The organism is Flavivirga sp. 57AJ16, assembly GCF_028736925.1.
GTDB lineage: Bacteria > Bacteroidota > Bacteroidia > Flavobacteriales > Flavobacteriaceae > Flavivirga.
This window is the reverse complement of sequence record NZ_JAQZAT010000030.1, coordinates 1-18,226: the sequence shown is the minus strand read 5'-3', so window position 1 is coordinate 18,226 and position 18,226 is coordinate 1. Positions and strand designations below refer to the sequence as shown.

The following is an 18,226-nucleotide window of genomic DNA, read 5'->3' as shown; positions in this document are numbered from 1 at the left end:
CCTTTAATGCCAAAATTAAAGCCTTTAGGGCACAGTTTAGAGGAGTTAGAAATGTAGAATTCTTCTTATTTAGACTAACTAATATTTTTGCTTAATTCTAAAATCCCACAACTTTTTGACTTGATCCGTTTTTTCTTACTCGGTACGCCACTAGTTTTTAAAACTAGCGGTAGCGGGGGGAGCGGGGTTTGATTTTTATTTACTGCTTTATTATGGGTATTTCGGGAAGTTAATTATTGGATTAAAATCAACTCTCCAAATATCTAATTCAAATAAATTTCCGTCAGTATCTATATTTATACTAACCGATATAGGCACATCATCAACATCGTAAAATTGTTTTTCTATAATCGCCTTATTCATCTTTCTTTCTTCCCGTGTTTTTAGAGCATTAACTATATAAAGACTTCCCATACCTCCGTCAAGCATATCAACAACTTTCAATTCATTAAGATTAAAATCATACTCTTTTAACTCCTTGAGCATGTTTTCTAATAACTGGTATTCCTCTATTTTTAAATCTCTTTTTGCTTCCATATTCTATTTTGGTATAACAATCCTTCCTACATTAATTAAACCGCTAGGTAATTTATATGCCGTATATTGAATTTGTTGCCCTCCCACTGTAATTATTTTATTAAAAGGCTTCCCTTTTACTATTAGTTTAGATGATTGTTTGACGCTTTCTTGAACTGCTTTCTGTACTGCTTGTCTACTCAAACCTGCTTGTTCTATGTGCCTAAAAGTATGAAAAATCTGATTAGCTCCTTGACCAAAAGTAATTCTTGCCGCCCCACCAGTGAAAATAGATTTTAGAAGAGGGCCTGCATAAATCAATGTGACTATTGCTGATAACCATGTAACGTTATCATTTATTTTATCACTAACAAAATCATCGTTTACCATGGCATCATAATAGTCCTGAGCATTACCTCCTGCATGTTTTGCCATCATGATTGCAGATTGCCTCAATTTTTTATCTGGACATTTAGGACAAGGGTCTTGAGCAGATAAACTTATAGTACTTACTGCGTTAGTAGTTGTGTTATTATTTCCTTCATTACCACTTTCCGTAACCGAAGTTGAAGTCTCATTTTCAGAGTTATCACTTTCATCACTATCAGAACTCGAACTATTACTACTACTATTTTGCAATGCCCTAAACAGATCTTGAGCATCTTGACCCGTAAATTTGTATCCTCCTTCTATCTCTATTACATCAGCGCCACTAGGGTCAGAACCAACAACAGGATTATTATCCATTCCATTATATGGAGAAAAATTATAATGTATTACTGGGTCAATAGAAGTCCATCTTGCAATTGCAGGGTCATAGTTCCTAAAGTCCATCTCATACAAATCTAATCCTAAAGCCTCTTCATACTCCACACCATTGTATTTCCAATCCAGAGCTTTGCTTGAGCTATTCACCGCATTATTGTACCCCTTATGTTTCAGCCCAAAGAGGTAGTAGTTTATGCGTTTTTTTTAACTACGGTCACCTTTTACAGCCTATTACTCCAAAGAGCAGCTACAAAATTTTTCTTTTTAAGAACGTATACTAAAACCACACTTTATCGCTAAAGCATGGCTTCTTATTTTTATTTATTGCCTACTCGACACGGCACTCGTCAAAGACGAAGCGCTAGCGCATACGAGGACTAGCAGGGTTATAAACAAGAACCACGCTACAACTATCTAATGTGGCTTGTTTTTTTTCTTACTCGGTACGCCACTAGTTTTTAAAACTAGCGGTAGCGGGGATACCTATTTTTAACAACTTGAATGTATTTTTTTTGTTGATTTTTAGCTAGTTAAATCAAAATATCCAGCTATCCACTAATTTGAGCTACTACCGTCTAAACTATCTTTAATGTAGATTGGAATTTCAAAATACTTTTTATGTTCTTCTTTTGATATTCCATTAGAATCGGGCTCCTGTTCATAATATTCAAGAATATAACCTCTAACTATTTTTTTTCCACTAGTTTCAAATTTTCTTCCAAATGCTACAGTATAAGGATAGCTTTCCTTTAAAAACCACTTTTGGTTTTTAATATCTTTTGTTAAATTATGAAAAGTGTCCACTTCAATTTCCTTTTCATTTGAAAAATCACTATTGAAATTAAAGCCTTCTTTTGCTACTATAACAGAAATTTGAGATTTTTTATTTTTAAATAACGGAGCTTTTGTGGTAGCTATAGCCCTAAAAGGATAGTTAAAAGAAAAAGTATCCCTATTCCGTAATATATCAAAGTAATGTGATGGGTAAAATAAAGTATCTCCTTTATTATTAAAATACCATTCTTGATTTAAATAACCTTTTCCATCAATGTTTTTATATTCACTAATTGATTTTAATTTACCATTTTTATCAAAATATTTCCACTTATCTACAGCTATTAAATCATTCTCATTTTTCTTTAACAAAAAACCTTCATTTGTTTTCAAACCATTTATATCATATCCTATCTGTAATACTGTATCACTGGAATTATTCCAATAATTAATGAACATAATTTTTTCTACAGGAATCTTGTAATAATATATAGAAGAATCAATTTTTATATTGTCCTTGTAATTATGAACTAACTTTAATTTACCATTTGTAAAGTACTCTTTAAAAACACCATTATATTGATTATTTTCCCTATGATATTCTTTCCATTTTTGACCATTATCATGATATTCTGTTTTTAATTTATTACATGAATAAATCAACATTAGTATTGGTAATATTAATAATGTTTTTAATCTATTTTTCATAATATATTAATATTGTATCGTAACTGAATCTACTACAATAGAACTATCTTCTCTTCTTGGAGTAGGCCAACTATTATTTACTGTTAATGTAGAATCAGCTTTTGCATCTAAAGTTCTATAGCTTTCTGTTTGAGTAGTAAAATTAGTATCGGTACCTGAAATTGAAAAATATTTAGTTACTATAATGGGATTATCTCCTCTTTCATTACTTTTAGATGTACTCGTTGCAAATGAGCCATCCCACTTTTCTACGCTATTTTCACTTTTATTACTGTCAACTATATCATTTCCCCTTTCAAAAAAAGATTCAACTTTTTGAGTATCTTTCAAACCTCCTTTTAAAGCTGTTACAGGGGTTTTTCCTGTTCCCTTATGTCCACCAGGAGCAGAAGGAATGTCCTTAGTTTCTAAACTACCTTTGCTATCCCCATTATCAGCAGTAGAACCTTCATTAGTTTTGTTATTACCCCAAATTCTAATCCCTTCTCCTTCTACATCTAAACGTTCACTTGTTCTGTTTGAAGGACTAGAGTTATCACTAGTAAACCAACTCCCAATAGTCTCAAGTCCATCCGTAACTGCTTCGCCTATAGCTATAATAGCATTTTGAAGTTTTTTCTTAGGCGGATCTCCAGGACCAGTAGGCATCATTCCATCATAATCAATAAAGTAAATCGGATTATCAAAAGCATAATTATATGGAGAGTGCCTTCTCATCTTTTCAGCCAACGGGTCTAGGTTCATCCATCTACCAAGTGCAGGGTCATAATTCCTAGCAGATACATCATACCAATCTAAACCAAGTTCATCTTGGTACTCTTTCCCACCAAACTTATACTTTAACGCTAAATTAGTAGAAGTTACATTCGTATTGTACCCCTTGTGTTTCAGCCCAAAGGGGTAGTAGTTGTTCTCCTCCAAGATCTCAACAGCTAATAGGTCATTGACCTTACGAATGCTTACATTGTCCCACCATACCGTACCGTTAACATTGCTGCTGTTAGCTTCAATACGTAAATTTATCAAAACCATATTGGCTGGCACTATAACCCGCTTTTCTACATATACCCAAGTGTTTTTAGTCCCTACATATATATCATCAAACAACGTTAAATACCCCGTTTCTCCCGCTTCCTTCATAGCCAGACCTAATCTTATGGTTGGCCCGTTGCTATATGCCCATCCCGAATAAATATACTCGGTATCCGAACTATTGTTTATTGGCACCCAAGTTAGGCTATGTACTGCAACACTACTTGATCCTGTTCTATCTATCCTACCTGCATAATTCCCTTGAAGCTTAAAGTTGCTATCAAATGACGATATAGGGTGCCCCCAACTAGCTCCGGTTCCATCCCATCCACTGGCTGTTTCAAAATCATCAAAAAATATTTGGGTTGAACCTCCGGTTATACTCCCGTCTTCATTACTATCCTTGTAACTTAATCGAATGTTCCCCAAATGGTCCCTGTACCGGTAGACATAATCAAAACCCTGAGATAGATCGAGTTCATTCTTTGGCTCTATATAGCCTTCTGGCTGATTGATGAACTTTAACCAAATAGGGGTGGGTGGCGGTGGCGGTGGACACCCCGAACAGCCTCCCGACATAAAATTGCCTTGGTAAACATAGTTACCGGCATAATATGTGGTAGTTAATGAGTTGTATGTTCCTATATGCATTACTCCTTTTGTTTGCTTGTTCCCTAGCGCATCGTAAATATAGGTAATATTTCCCACGTTATCGTTTCCGTCATTAATTTCAATATATGTGGGCAGGTTCAAATGGTTATAGGTTATCCCGTCGGCCATGACGGTCCCTATCCCCTTGTTCAGGTCCACCAGCATGTTCCCGTTGGCGTCGTAGCGGTAATCGTCGCCAACAATATTGCTGTCCATAAAACCTTCTGCTCCCATTCCGGACAAACCGTAAGAGTCGGTCACGCTCAAGAGCTGGTTCCCTGTATAATCGTACTCTAGGTTATCGATATAGGAATAGCCATTCGTGGCACTGTCATCCTGCATGGTACGGTAAAGGCTTTCTATGTTGCCGTTCTTGTCGTAACCGTAGATATGCTCCCTGAACTTTAGGTCGATCGCATAATTGGTGGCCGAATAAGAGGACTCCATCCTGTTGAGGGCATCATAGATAAGGGTATAGTGCCTTATACTCCTATCGGTATTTTCGGACCTCCAGCGCAACTGGCTGATATTACCGTTGTAGAGCGGCGTATCGTAGTTTGCATATTGGCTTTTCAGGTCGGTTTCGTTATAGCTTATTCCAAAGGCGAACAGGTCGTTGTTCTCTGAAAGGCTGTAAGGGTTGTTGATCGTTTTTAGCCAGCCCCTAACGGTATAACTATAGTCCACATCCTGCAAAGGGCTTGCTTCGGTATTCCCCACTTCTTTTCCTATGAGCTGCCCCAGCTCGTCGTACCTGTTCTTGGCGATAAGTTCCTGGCCCTGACCGTTGATGTTCTGTTTCTGTGTTATCAAACGGTTCATATGGTCGTAGGTAAAAAGGTCTTCGGTACTAATGGTAGTCCCGTCCTTGGTATGGGCCGTTTCTGTTTTTTCCACATTGCCCGTAAAGTCCAGCCTGCTCCTTGCTATATCGATGGTTCCCAGGTAAGCATTGTTGCTGGCAACGTATATGGGGCGCCCTTTTTTATCGTACCCTGTTACATTGGTTATCCAATCTGTTGTTTCCAGTACTTTTACCTTACTGCCCGTGGCCAGGCCCTTGGTACCTTTTTTGGTACCGCTGGCGTTGTTGTAGTTTATGATGTCCTGCCCTTCGTAAGAGGCGGGCAAGCTCAGGGTTGCCATATCGAAGGTATAATCGTCGTAATAATTGACGGTCAGTACCTCTATTGACGAAGTCGGGAAATTGTCATTGGTATAGTACGTCCCGTCGTACCCGCTGCCCAATGCTACCTTGGTCTCATAGTTTTGCGGGGCGGTATTATTTTTGAATATGTTCCTTATAATGGATATTGGGAGATCCGAACGGTACAGCCCCGTATAGGCCGGCCGGCCTAGGGCATCGTACTTGGTAAAGCTCCACTCCTTTGGGGATTTGGCTCGTTGGTTGGCGTCCTGGGTCATGACCGGCCGGTCCAGATTGTCATAGACGATATATTCCCAGTCCTTGCCCGGTATTTTCTTCTCTGTAAGGCGGTTCCTGTCATCGTACTTGTACTGGTAGGCAAACCCGTCAAAATTTGCTGGGCCGATCCCGGGCGGTGTTATCGTATTCTGCAGGTTACTAATATCGACACTGTAGGTATAAACGAAGCCCGTGCCCTGTAACTGTTCCCCTGTGGACGTAAAGTACAGGTCGCCGTTTTCTATCCTTGCCGTGGCTCCTACCACCGATTGCCCGGAAGTATTGGTGATCGTGATGTTGCCCAGGGACAGGTCGGGCAACTCCGTGGGCATGTCCATTGTCTGCACCAGACCGTTCTTTAAGATCAGCCCAGTGGTATCCGTCATGGCGAACATGGTAAAGCTCAACAGCCCGTCGTCCACGCTAATCCTGAACCAAGCCAGAGTGTTCTGGTAAGTGCCCTGGTAAAAGTCCACATCCTGTCTATGATAGGGGTCATCGTGCCATATCTGCTTGATCGACTGGTATGTCCTGACCATTGGGGGCAGTACATAAGTCAAGTTTCCATAATCGTCGTACACGTAATAGGTATCGTGCCAGCCACCCGATTCGAAAGTTCGTTTTAAAATAACCCTGCCTTGTTTGTTCTTGTATTCCTCGGTGGTATGGTCCATTGGATAGGCCTGGCCGGGCTGCCAGTTTTCGTCTCTGGTCACCGTTTTGTACAATATACCGGCCTGATAGAGGCCGTCGTCCTGTAGCTGAGGGGCTTCTGTATTGCCCCCTATAAAGGACACGCCGAACTGGCGCACGAAGTCGGCATCGGTATTGGATCCGTACCCGAACTTGATGGTATGGTCGGTATCGATTGTCGAGTTTACGATCCAATCGGTTCCGGGAGCGCCCAGCTCCAGTACCCTGTTTAAAGGCGAATCCTCGAAATGCTTCTCGGAGTATGGATTTAGGGTATTTTCATATTTTGTGGTATTGTAAAAGCTCCCCGTGGCATTTAGGGCATCAATCCTGTAAAGGCCACCGTTCGTGGCAGTGGCATAGGGCAGATAATCCTTGTCCTGCCTTCCGTAAGCATCATAGCCTATGTGAGTGACGATGTCCTCGTGTAGTCCGCCCGCCCTTACGTCCACGTGCTGCACGGGCCTTCCCAGGCCGTCGTAATAGGTAACGGTCTCCATCTTGTCGTCGTTCACCACGGCGCCCGTGGCAGTCTCCACACGGTAGGACGTGGTCTTTATGTAATTCTCCGTTGGGGTCTGTCCTGCGGCCGTTAACGCCACAAGGACAAGGGCCAGTCTTAATAGTAATGGTCTCATAGTGCTGGTCGCTTATTGGTAGTTTATTGTGTTGATGTCAAAAACGTAATCCCCCTCTGCCATATCGACGCCTCCAAAGGTGAGCTTGACGGTCATGCCCTGGTCGGTTCCCGTTAGCCTGAAGATGGAGGTATGGCCCTGGAGCGTCATCGTACAGACAACTTCCCCAAGCCCGGTGTTTTCGTCCCACTGCCCGGTAATGTCCTCTACGGCAAAGCTGGTCGTTGTCTTTTGGCCGCCTATAATCTGTTCCAACGTTAGCGCACCTCCTGTTTTGTTAATTTTGGACTGGGCAGGGATGGTGCTGCCCAATAAGCTGAAACTGTCACTGGTGAGTGAAAAATCCATCTCGATGGCCTGTGCTTGTATTTGTAGACCACTCAATAGCAGGGCAATGCCCATCAGGGTCTTGTATAGGGTTCTCATATTGTCGTAATATTTAGTTCTTATAGTTGTACTTGTTCTCGCTCAATAGGTTGCCATCGGCATCTTTTACAAATTCCAGTCTGTTAAAGACGTCATACTCATAATAGGTGGTATAGCCCTTGGGGTCCGTTACACTGGTGACACCTACCAGGGGATCGTAGGTATAGGTAGTGATCATAGCATCGGGCAGCCCAGTCCTGATCTTATTCAAAGTAGTTATCATGGTACTTTGATTATAAGTACCACCTTTAATGGCTGTCAGTTCTGATACCGTTAATGTTGCCGTAGCTGCTGCATAGGTCGCATTCTCTATCTTGGCTACGGGGTACTGCTGGTTATAGCCCCAGATAATACTTGTTGTGGCGCCATTTTCAATATGATATTGCGTAATTTTTCCATGCTCATAACTATCAAAAACATACTTACGGTCATCACTATTGTTAGTATCAACCAACGCTCCTTTCTTGTTAAATATTTCGCTAGTTAGGTAGGTCCCGTTAAAATCGGCATATGTTGTTTTGCTGTGGTTAATAATTTCTGTGCCTTCCAAAACTTTTATTTCTAACGGCATTGAAATTCTATTGTCTGTAATCAATCGGGTATCGTTTAAATCCTGGGCATATTTGTAACTGGTTTCCAATACATCGTTTTCCGAATCTGTAGTCACTGTTTTTTGAATTTCTTGGTTCGAGTCGTTATACGTAAAGTCTGTTGTTGTTAGGACTTGATTGACCAGTGTACCAGTAGCATCATAGAAATATTGTGTTACATCCGTTTTGTCTTTCTTGTACCAAAAAATCTGTAATGCTGTATTAAAATATGACTTTGTATTACTTAATGTCATTCCAATTTCAGACCTTGTTAGACATAAATCATCAGAATGCGCGGGAAAATCAGAATATCCATGATCATAAACCTTAAAATCATTTCTTATACTATTGATCGCTGTATTTTCAGAAAATTCATTTTCTTCTTTGATTAAAATCTTGCCTTGTTCGTTATAGGTCTCTTTTTTCAACAATTGTCCTCTTTTATGCCCCAAATTCACCCAAATTGAACCATTAGCTGCATCAGCTACTTCATTAGGAAAAGTAGTATATTTATACACTGTTTTTCCATTAGTATTACCTAAAGAATCTTTTTCCAATTCGGTAACATACTCATATGTTATACTATTGTTTTCAAAACCTGTTCTAGAAGATGAAGAGTACGTATAGGTATTTGTTTCGCTGTAATTAGGGTGTGGATTACATGAAGAAAAATTAAAATTTGTATACTCTGAGAGGCGATCATATTTAGGATCACTATTAATTAATTTACCGCTTGAATTAGCTGTGTTAGGTATTGTGTATTGATATGCTTTTTGACTTATAAACTCGTCATTAGCATCATAATTTGTAATAGATTTTACCCGTAAACCAAAACCTTGGACATTCTCATCGGGAAGGTTTCCTAGCCTATTCCAATAAGAAGTCTCTATACCAGCATGGACACGATCTCCATAAACTTCAAATATAATCGATACAGTTCCTGGACTTACAGCTATCAATTTTTCTATTTCACCAATATCTCCATAAAAATTATATGAATAAATAGTACTATTATTATTTTTGACTTGATATTTTGCAAAGGAATATTTGGAATTTATATTATTACAAAAGTCACATGTAAAATTACTTCTTATTGATAAGGTCGTACTTGTATCTGTGTTAAAATTAATTGTTTTTGTTTGAACGTCACACTCTTCTGGAAGCTCTTCGGCACATAAACCAGGAAGTTGAGAACCATCACCCCTTCCATCTATATAAGATGTTTGAGTTATATATTCATCCTTTAAAAACAAATTTTTACCATAAAAAGCATTGGATTCAAATTCAAATTGGGTATACCCTTTAGTAGGGTATTTTATTTTTGTAAGCATTCCTGCTTGCATCGTCATAGTATTAATAGACCTGTCCGCTTGCCCAATTCTTTCAGTACGTTCACCTCCATAAGCAGTAGGTTTATATGCTATATAACGTTCAGGTATTAAATTGGCGTTATTTTTCCCATTATATAGCCCAAAATAATCTATACTATAAGATTCAGATTTTGGTAACTGAACATTAGAATATTCAAATGAAGCAATTTCTTTTACTTCTAATAATGGATTAACTTCTGTTACTTTGTCTAATTTGAATCTGTATTTATTACTATTCGAGCTTGTGTAAAAGTTTGGATCTCCGGTTATGGAATAATAAAATCGAAATGTTTTTAATACAGTATAACCAGCTATTGCATCCCCTGTTTCTATTATTATTCTATCCAAAAATGTTCCTGAGGCTCCATCAACACCATCAAATTGAGGGTTCGTTGCCATTATAAAACGAGCTCGACCATTAGGGAATTTAATCTCTTGTAACTTATTAGCAAAAGTAGAAGAGCTAGATTGAGATATTTTCCAAGGCTGTATGTTAGCGATATATTCATATAAACCGTTGTTTCTACCTGTGGAGTATGAATAACTTTTAGAATGACTTTGTCCTTCATTAACGGTCGTATATTTATTTCCATAAAAATATTCTATACTATCTCCTTTTGTGTTTTTAATTTTAGAAAGCAACCAAGCCGATTTATATTTTGTATTGTAAAGATGCAAGTCATCTCCTGGTTGGGACGATGTTTTATTTAATCGGCTTTCTTCGTAATCATTAAATTCATATTGAACACCTTGTTTATCAATAACTTTATATAAATAACTAATTGGATTACTTTTATATATCTTGAATTCATCTGGCGGGAATTTTGTGGTTACTTCACCATCGTTATTTGAATCTAAGAAAAATGTGCCACTTACTGTTGGCAGACTAATGTGATAAGCATCTTTTACCCATGAATTTTTAATTACATTTTGTATATCTGGGTGGTCAAAATTATATGGATCTGTGCTTATAATGTTTTGTAAATAATTCCAGTTTGGAATAGTATATGGATTAGGTTCAAGTTCATCAGGAGAATCACGTGTTTCTAAACTAATAATACCTCCTGTATCTAGCGCCCAGCCCAATCCGACCCAAGATGGCATTTGGTTTACTTTTATGCCCGAAGCATGATATTTTAATGTAATAGGTATTTTGATATCTCCTGAGGTAACCGTATAAAGCGGGATTTCTATTCGGGGCAACCCAGATGCCAGATCAACGGGATAGCTCCCAAACTTCCCTAACTCGCTGGCCGTGGGAGCTGGCGGGAATATTTCGGGAGGCTTTTCTTGGCTTAAAACGCTACTAATGGAAAATAAGGCTAAAACTAAAAACGACAAAAATGTTTTCATTTGGTATGAAGGCTTAATAAAAGTTTGTATTAAAAAACTTTCCAAAAGTAAGAATGTCTTACAGATAAAAAGTAAGGTTTTTTATTTTTTTCATTTATAAATTAAAAAATAGACTTCCAACATAAATCGTCTTATCTAAAAATCTTCTTAAAGTTTATTGTAGCTTATTTTTTTAAAGTATCTGTAGAAAGAATATCACAAATAGCAATCTGTACTTTAGCAAAACCTCTCAAAAATGTTCCGTTTAATATTCACATACCGCTACGGTGCCTATCACTTGCCAGAAATTAGTGATAATGTCGCTTTTAAGTTTACATTTAACGTCTCTTTATAAGGTATTACACTCCTTTTTTCTACCTTTGCGCTTCGTTTTTATATAAGACATGTTTAAATTATTCAGCACAGATTTTTGGGACATTATTGCAAGACTGATTCTACGCAATAAAATTATCATACTTATTGGTATCATAATAGTCACGATATTCTTCGGTACAAAGTGGGAAAACATGCGTTTCACTTATACCGAGGCTAATTTGTTGCCAGATGAGCATGCCGTAAATGTAACTTACAATAATTTTTTAAAAATCTTTGGAGAAGAAGGCAACCTTATTGTGCTTGGTGTAAAGGATAGCACCCTGTTTACAGTTGAAAAGTTAAACGCCTGGAATAAGCTTTCTGAAAGTTTAAAAAAATATAAGGAAGTTGAAACAGTTGTTTCTATTAAAGACCTTCAAAAGCTTATAAAAGACACTAAAAATGAAAAATTTAATTTAGAACCTTTTATAAAAGATTCCATTTCTTCTATGGCACAAGTTGAAAAGCTCCAAGAAGAACTCTTTAAAAAATATCCTTTTTACGATAATTTCTTATTTAATAATAAAACAAAAACTATTCGAACGGCTATTTATTTAAAAAAGGATATTGTAAATACCTCAGCCAGAAAAGATTTTGTAGTTAATACATTAATACCAAATATAGATGCCTTTCAGGAATCGAATAATTTAGATGTTAGAATATCGGGGATGCCCTATATTAGGACTTTAAATTCCCAAAACATTGTCGATGAAATTAGTCTGTTTATAGCAGCCGCGCTATTAGTAACATCGCTTATCTTCTTTTTCTTTTTTAGATCGTTTAGAGCCACTATAATTTCCCTCATTGTAGTATGTATTGGGGTTATGTGGACCTTGGGGATTCTTGGCTTGTTAAACTACGAAATAACCGTTTTAACAGCCCTTATCCCGCCGCTAATTATTGTTATTGGAATCCCTAATTGTATTTTTTTAATTAATAAATACCAGCATGAGGTTAAATTACATGGCAATAAAGTAAAATCATTGCAACGGGTTATCACCAAAATTGGCAATGCCACTTTAATGACCAATGTTACCACTGCTTCTGGGTTTGCAACCTTTATCTTAACAGAGAGTAAACTATTAAAAGAATTTGGTATTGTAGCATCATTAAGCATCTTGGCCATTTTTATTTTATGTTTACTTATTATTCCTATCATATATACCTTTTTACCTTACCCGAAAGAAAGACATTTAGAACACTTGAACAAGCGTTGGATTGGTGGTTTTGTAAATTGGATGGAGCACATGGTAAGACAAAAACGGATTACTATTTATGCAACTTCTGTCGTATTGCTTATTATAAGCATGATCGGTATTAACCAAATAAAAATATCTGGCAGTCTCATTGAGGACATGCCTAAAAAAACAGAGTTTTTTAAAGACATCCGCTTTTTTGAAGAAGAGTTTAACGGTATCATGCCTTTAGAAATTATGATTGACACCAAGCATAAAAAAGGTGTTATGAAACTTTCTACTTTGAAACGTATGGATCAATTAGAGGATTTAATTATTGAAACCCCAGAATTGTCCAAACCAATCTCTGTAGTAGGCTTGGTTAAGTATTCTAAACAGGCTTATTATAATGGCAACACTAAATTCTATCAATTACCAACATCCCAAGAAAATAGTTTCATCCTATCGTATGCTAAAAACTCGTCTTCAAATGTAGACTTGCTTAAGAACTTTGTTGATAGCACGGGTCAATATGCCCGCATTACAACATTTATGAAAGATGTAGGAACCGATAAAATGGAACGTATCGAAGAAAACCTTAATACCAAAATAAATAAAGTTTTTCCAAAGGAAAAATACGATGTTACCATGACGGGTAAAGCCTTGGTCTTTCAAAAAGGCACCAAATACCTTGTTAAAAATTTAGCCATATCATTATCGCTTGCCATCTTTTTAATATCCTTATTTATGGCCTATATGTTTAGGTCGGGAAGAATGATTATTGTATCCTTAATACCAAACTTACTACCATTGCTAATAACTGCGGGTTTAATGGGCTATTTAGGAGTTCCCATAAAACCTTCAACCATATTGGTATTTAGTATCGCTTTTGGTATTTCTGTAGACGATACTATTCACTTTTTAGCAAAATACCGTCAAGAACTTCAAGCGAACCATTGGAAAATCAAAACTTCTGTTTATGGCGCTTTACGTGAAACCGGCGTGAGTATGTTTTACACTTCTATCGTATTATTCTTTGGATTTTCGGTATTTACTATTTCAAGTTTTGGTGGTACTGTAGCGTTAGGAGCCTTAGTCTCTGCCACCTTGCTATTTGCCATGCTATCAAACCTCCTTTTATTACCTTCTCTATTACTATCGCTAGAACGTAGTATCGCAAATAAAGAAGTTCTAAGGGAACCAGCTATTAACATTATCCCTGAAGAAGACGAAGATGAATAAAAGGAATTAAAGCTTGGGATCCGCTAGATACCGAAGTTGTTCCCACAGGCAAGGTCACTACATGAAGCGGGATTGGCCTGCCACGCAATAAGCATGGCTAATAAATTCTAAGGCAAAACGGATCTTGTTTTTTAAGTATTTGATGCTCGACTTTTTTATCTTTACATTTTAAATTTTAACACCTATGAAATTACGAACTGTTTCAGAATTATTATCCCAGAATATCATTTTCCCAGAAGTGGAAATTAAAGGCTGGGTTAGAACCTTTAGAGCAAATCGTTTTATTGCCTTAAACGATGGTTCTACTCTAAATAATATTCAATGTGTTGTTGATTTTGAAAATTTCGATGAAGCGCTTTTAAGGCGAGTTACAACTGGAGCAGCTATACATATTATAGGCGAATTAGTTGAAAGCCAAGGAAAAGGACAAAAAGTCGAGATTCAAGTAAAAGAATTAAAGGTTTTAGGAGATTCTGATCCTGATAGCTACCCCATTCAACCAAAAAAACATTCGTTTGAGTTTTTAAGGGAACATGCACATCTGCGTACGCGCACAAACACATTTAGTGCCGTGATGCGCTTACGCTCGGCATTATCGTTTGCCATCCATAAATATTTTAACGAACACGGCTTTTACTACATGCACACGCCTATTATAACAGGAAGTGATGCTGAAGGAGCGGGAGAAATGTTCAAGGTTTCCAATCTAGATGCTAAAAACCCACCTTTAAATGATGAAGGCCATATAGATTACTCAAAAGACTTCTTTGGAAAAGAAACCAATTTAACGGTTTCTGGTCAACTTGAAGCTGAGACCTATGCGATGTCTTTAGGCAAAGTATATACATTTGGACCTACTTTTAGAGCCGAAAATTCGAATACATCACGTCATTTGGCTGAATTCTGGATGATCGAACCTGAAGTTGCTTTTATGGATTTGGCCGGGAATATGGATTTGGCCGAAGACTTTATGAAGTCTGTTATAAAATATATTTTAGATAATAATCGTGAGGATTTAGAATTTCTGGACAAGCGTTTACAAGATGAGGACAAAACAAAACCTCAAGCTGAAAGAAATGACATGACTTTAATAGAAAAGTTGAATTTTATAACAGAAAACCATTTTAAGCGTGTTAGCTACACAGAGGCTATTGATATTTTACGTAACTGCAAACCCAATAAGAAAAAGAAATTTAAGTATCTAATTAATGAATGGGGGACAGATTTGCAAAGTGAACATGAACGTTTTCTTGTAGAAAAACACTTTAAGTGCCCAGTCATCTTATTCGATTATCCAGCAAATATTAAAGCCTTTTACATGCGTTTAAATGAAGACGGGAAAACGGTTCGTGCTATGGATATATTATTCCCTGGCATAGGTGAAATAGTTGGCGGGGCACAACGTGAAGAACGGTTAGATGTACTAAAACAAAAAATGGCTGCCATAAATATTCCAGAAGAAGACCTTTGGTGGTATCTAGATTTACGAAAATTTGGTACAGCAGTCCATTCTGGATTTGGTCTAGGTTTTGAACGTTTGGTTATGTTTGCAACTGGAATGAATAATATTAGAGATGTGATTCCTTTTCCAAGAACACCTCAAAATGCAGAATTTTAAAAACAATCGTTCTCTAACTATTTATAGATAAAAGTTTTTTTTACTTTTATCTTAAACCAAATCAATATGCTTAAGCAGTATTTACAATTTAAATTATCTCAAAAGCTATCGCCGCAGCAAATTCAATTAATGAAATTGATACAGTTGCCCACGCAAGCTTTTGAACAACGTTTAAAGCAGGAATTGGAAGAAAACCCAGCTCTTGAAGGTGGTAAGGAAAATAATGAAAACGAATACGATTCTGAGTTCGAAAATACTGACGATTTTAATGATAATGAAACTATAAATGCTGATGATATTAATGTTGATGAATATTTAAGTGATGATGAAATTCCAGATTATCGTACACAAGCAAATAATTACAGCAGTGATGATGATGAAAAAACGATTCCCTATGCCGCTGGAACCTCCTTTACGCAACATTTAATAAATCAATTGAACACCTACCGACTTAATGATGAAGAACATGAAATTGCAGAGTTTTTAGTAGGAAGTGTTGATGAAAGCGGGTACATAAGAAGGGAAATAAGCGATATTATGGACGATTTGGCCTTTACTCAAAACGTTTATACTACAGAAGAAAAAATTGAAAGTGTTCTAAAGATCGTACATCAATTAGATCCTGCCGGGGTTGGAGCTAGAAGCTTACAAGAGTGTTTAAGTATCCAACTGCACAGAAAAGAAAAAACACAATCATGTGAATTGGCAATTGATATTATTGACAATGCTTTCGACAAGTTTACAAAAAAACATTATAAGAAATTAATTCAAAAATTTGATATCTCCGAGACACAATTAAAAGAGGCTATTTCAGAAATTGAACATTTAAACCCAAAACCGGGAGGTTCTTATGCCGGAAATAATAGAATTGTTGAACATGTCGTTCCAGATTTCGCTATTAAAATTATAGACGGCGAGTTAGAGCTCACGCTTAATGGAAGAAATGCTCCAGAACTTCATGTATCAAGAGAGTACAACAACATGCTTAAAGGCTATAAAGACACCAAAGACAAGTCTAAGTCGCAAAAAGATGCTGTTATTTTTATCAAGCAAAAATTAGATGCTGCAAAATGGTTTATTGAGGCTATAAAACAACGTCAGCAAACTTTATTTGTAACCATGAGTGCTATCATGCATTACCAAAAAGACTATTTTTTAACAGGTGATGAGCGTAATTTAAGGCCTATGATCCTTAAAGACATTGCCGATGAAATCTCCATGGATGTTTCAACAGTGTCAAGAGTTGCAAATAGTAAATATGTTGATACGCCTTACGGAACAAAATTGATTAAGGAGTTCTTCTCTGAATCTATGAAAAATGACCAAGGAGAGGATGTTTCTACAAGAGAAATTAAAAAAATCCTAGAAACGGTCATAGAAGAAGAAAATAAGAAGAAGCCTTTAACCGATGAAACCTTAGCAACTATTCTAAAAGAAAAAGGCTACCCTATAGCGCGTCGTACAGTCGCAAAATACAGAGAACAACTAGATATTCCAGTTGCCCGATTACGTAAAAAGATATAATGGATAAAATATTAAAAAGTATCTCATACATTTTTCATCCATTGTTCATGCCAATACTTGGTGTTATTTTCTATTTTTATAAATCACCTCGATTCGTCCCAGAAGAAATAATAAAAGCCAAGTTGGTATCTCTTTTTATACTAACCATTATTTTACCCATTCTCCTTTATTTTTTATTAAAGACCTTGGGTAAGGTAAAATCAGTATACCTGGAAACTACAAACGAACGTATTATGCCTTTACTACTAAACTGTTTTGTAATTATAATAGTGTTACAGCGTATTTTAACCCCTTCTCAAATTATAGAACTTTATTTTTTCTTTGTTGGTATGCTAATCTCTAATATGACATGTCTAATTCTTGCTCTTTTTAAATTTAAAGCGAGCATACATATGATCGCTGTTTCTGGACTGTTCATGTTTTTAGTGATCTTAAGCATACATTTTAGCATAAATATTAATGGTACATTAGCTTTAATGGCAATAATAATAGGTGCAGTCGCTACCTCCAGATTACATTTAAAAGCACATACTCATAAAGAACTTATAATGGGCTTGTTTATTGGGGTGATTCCGCAGTTGATTCTAGTGAATTATTGGTTATAATACCAATTATGAATTAAAATACGCAATTCAAACTCATTCATTAATTCGTTTTTTCTCTTTACTCGTCATTTCCATGGCACATTCAGAAAACACGAAAGCCTTGTAAAACCGAAGGTTTTGTAGTATATTGAGGTATAAATAAACCCCAAAAAAGGCCAAAAAGGCACAAAAACGGGGTTTTAGTTTCGATTATTATGAAAATACAAAGAATTTCTGACTTACAAGGTCGTCTTTCACTTTTTTCCCCTCTCGGAAGATTATGACCTATTTTACGCTCGTTTTCTAGAGAGTCATCTTGGAAAAATCTATCAAGCCATTCCTTGGGATGATTTAGTGACACAATTTGAGATTAAAGAACAAAAATCAGGTAACAACATGTTGTTTAGTCCGCGTGGCCGTTTGGCCCTGATGTTCTTAAAGCACTACGCCTGCTGTTCAGATGAAAAACTCATAGACCAACTCAATGGCAATTTAGATTATCAGTTTTTCTGTGATATTTCTTTGGGCTACAAACGCATTACCAACTTTAAGATTGTAAGCCAGATACGCTGCGAACTAGCATCTGGTTTGAACATCGAAGCAACAGAGGCTTTATTTTACAAGCACTGGAAGGATTACATCAGTAGCCCCAACCAAGTCACGGTAGATGCCACCTGTTACGAAAGCGAGGTACGTTATCCAACAAATCAGAAGCTACTTTGGGAAGCCGTAAACTGGCTCTATGGCCAGTTAAGAAAAACCTGCAGGGCCTTAGGGGTAAAAA

Annotated in this window: 11 protein-coding genes and 1 pseudogene; 5 read left to right on the top strand and 7 right to left on the bottom strand. The window is 36.8% G+C overall.

Annotated elements, in window-relative coordinates:
- Positions 1 to 210 precede the first annotated feature (210 nt).
- From PQO00_RS19990 to PQO00_RS19965, 7 genes and pseudogenes are all read right to left on the bottom strand, one after another.
- Complete coding sequence (locus tag PQO00_RS19990) at positions 211 to 537, bottom strand: hypothetical protein (protein WP_274186625.1); 327 nt, start codon at positions 535 to 537, stop codon at positions 211 to 213.
- Positions 538 to 540: 3 nt separating this feature from the next.
- On the bottom strand, positions 541 to 1,431 hold the full coding sequence (locus PQO00_RS19985; protein ID WP_274186624.1) for an RHS repeat-associated core domain-containing protein: 891 nt from the start codon (positions 1,429 to 1,431) through the stop codon (positions 541 to 543).
- A gap of 408 nt (positions 1,432 to 1,839) precedes the next feature.
- A complete protein-coding gene (locus tag PQO00_RS19980) occupies positions 1,840 to 2,766 on the bottom strand; it encodes a hypothetical protein (RefSeq protein ID WP_274186623.1) in 927 nt (308 codons plus the stop codon).
- 6 nt (positions 2,767 to 2,772) lie between these two features.
- Positions 2,773 to 6,261 (bottom strand): RHS repeat-associated core domain-containing protein, encoded by a 3,489-nt coding sequence (locus PQO00_RS19975; RefSeq protein WP_274186622.1) that lies wholly within the window; start codon positions 6,259 to 6,261, stop codon positions 2,773 to 2,775.
- A gap of 510 nt (positions 6,262 to 6,771) precedes the next feature.
- Positions 6,772 to 7,068 (bottom strand): annotated as a pseudogene (locus PQO00_RS20470) (DUF6443 domain-containing protein); the annotation flags it as partial.
- 150 nt (positions 7,069 to 7,218) lie between these two features.
- The gene (locus PQO00_RS19970; protein WP_274186621.1) at positions 7,219 to 7,632 is read right to left on the bottom strand and encodes a hypothetical protein; all 414 of its coding nucleotides are present in this window, start codon (positions 7,630 to 7,632) and stop codon (positions 7,219 to 7,221) included.
- A gap of 13 nt (positions 7,633 to 7,645) precedes the next feature.
- Entirely contained in the window at positions 7,646 to 10,945 is a 3,300-nt protein-coding gene (locus PQO00_RS19965; RefSeq protein ID WP_274186620.1) for an RHS repeat protein, read from the bottom strand.
- A gap of 383 nt (positions 10,946 to 11,328) precedes the next feature.
- Between PQO00_RS19965 and PQO00_RS19960 the strand changes: the two genes are divergently transcribed.
- From PQO00_RS19960 to PQO00_RS19940, 5 genes are all read left to right on the top strand, one after another.
- Positions 11,329 to 13,716, top strand: a complete 2,388-nt coding sequence (locus PQO00_RS19960; RefSeq protein WP_274186619.1) for an RND family transporter — start codon at positions 11,329 to 11,331, stop codon at positions 13,714 to 13,716.
- A 184-nt stretch (positions 13,717 to 13,900) separates the two neighbouring features.
- Complete coding sequence (asnS, locus tag PQO00_RS19955) at positions 13,901 to 15,334, top strand: asparagine--tRNA ligase (protein WP_274186618.1); 1,434 nt, start codon at positions 13,901 to 13,903, stop codon at positions 15,332 to 15,334.
- Between the two features lie 66 nt (positions 15,335 to 15,400).
- Complete coding sequence (gene rpoN, locus PQO00_RS19950) at positions 15,401 to 16,858, top strand: RNA polymerase factor sigma-54 (protein ID WP_274186617.1); 1,458 nt, start codon at positions 15,401 to 15,403, stop codon at positions 16,856 to 16,858.
- Entirely contained in the window at positions 16,858 to 17,463 is a 606-nt protein-coding gene (locus tag PQO00_RS19945; protein WP_274186616.1) for a hypothetical protein, read from the top strand. The genes rpoN and PQO00_RS19945 overlap by 1 nt, the downstream gene beginning before the upstream one ends.
- Before the next feature lie 333 nt (positions 17,464 to 17,796).
- Positions 17,797 to 18,226, top strand: a 430-nt coding sequence (locus PQO00_RS19940; protein ID WP_274186615.1) for a transposase, incomplete at its 3' end; no start/stop codon positions are given.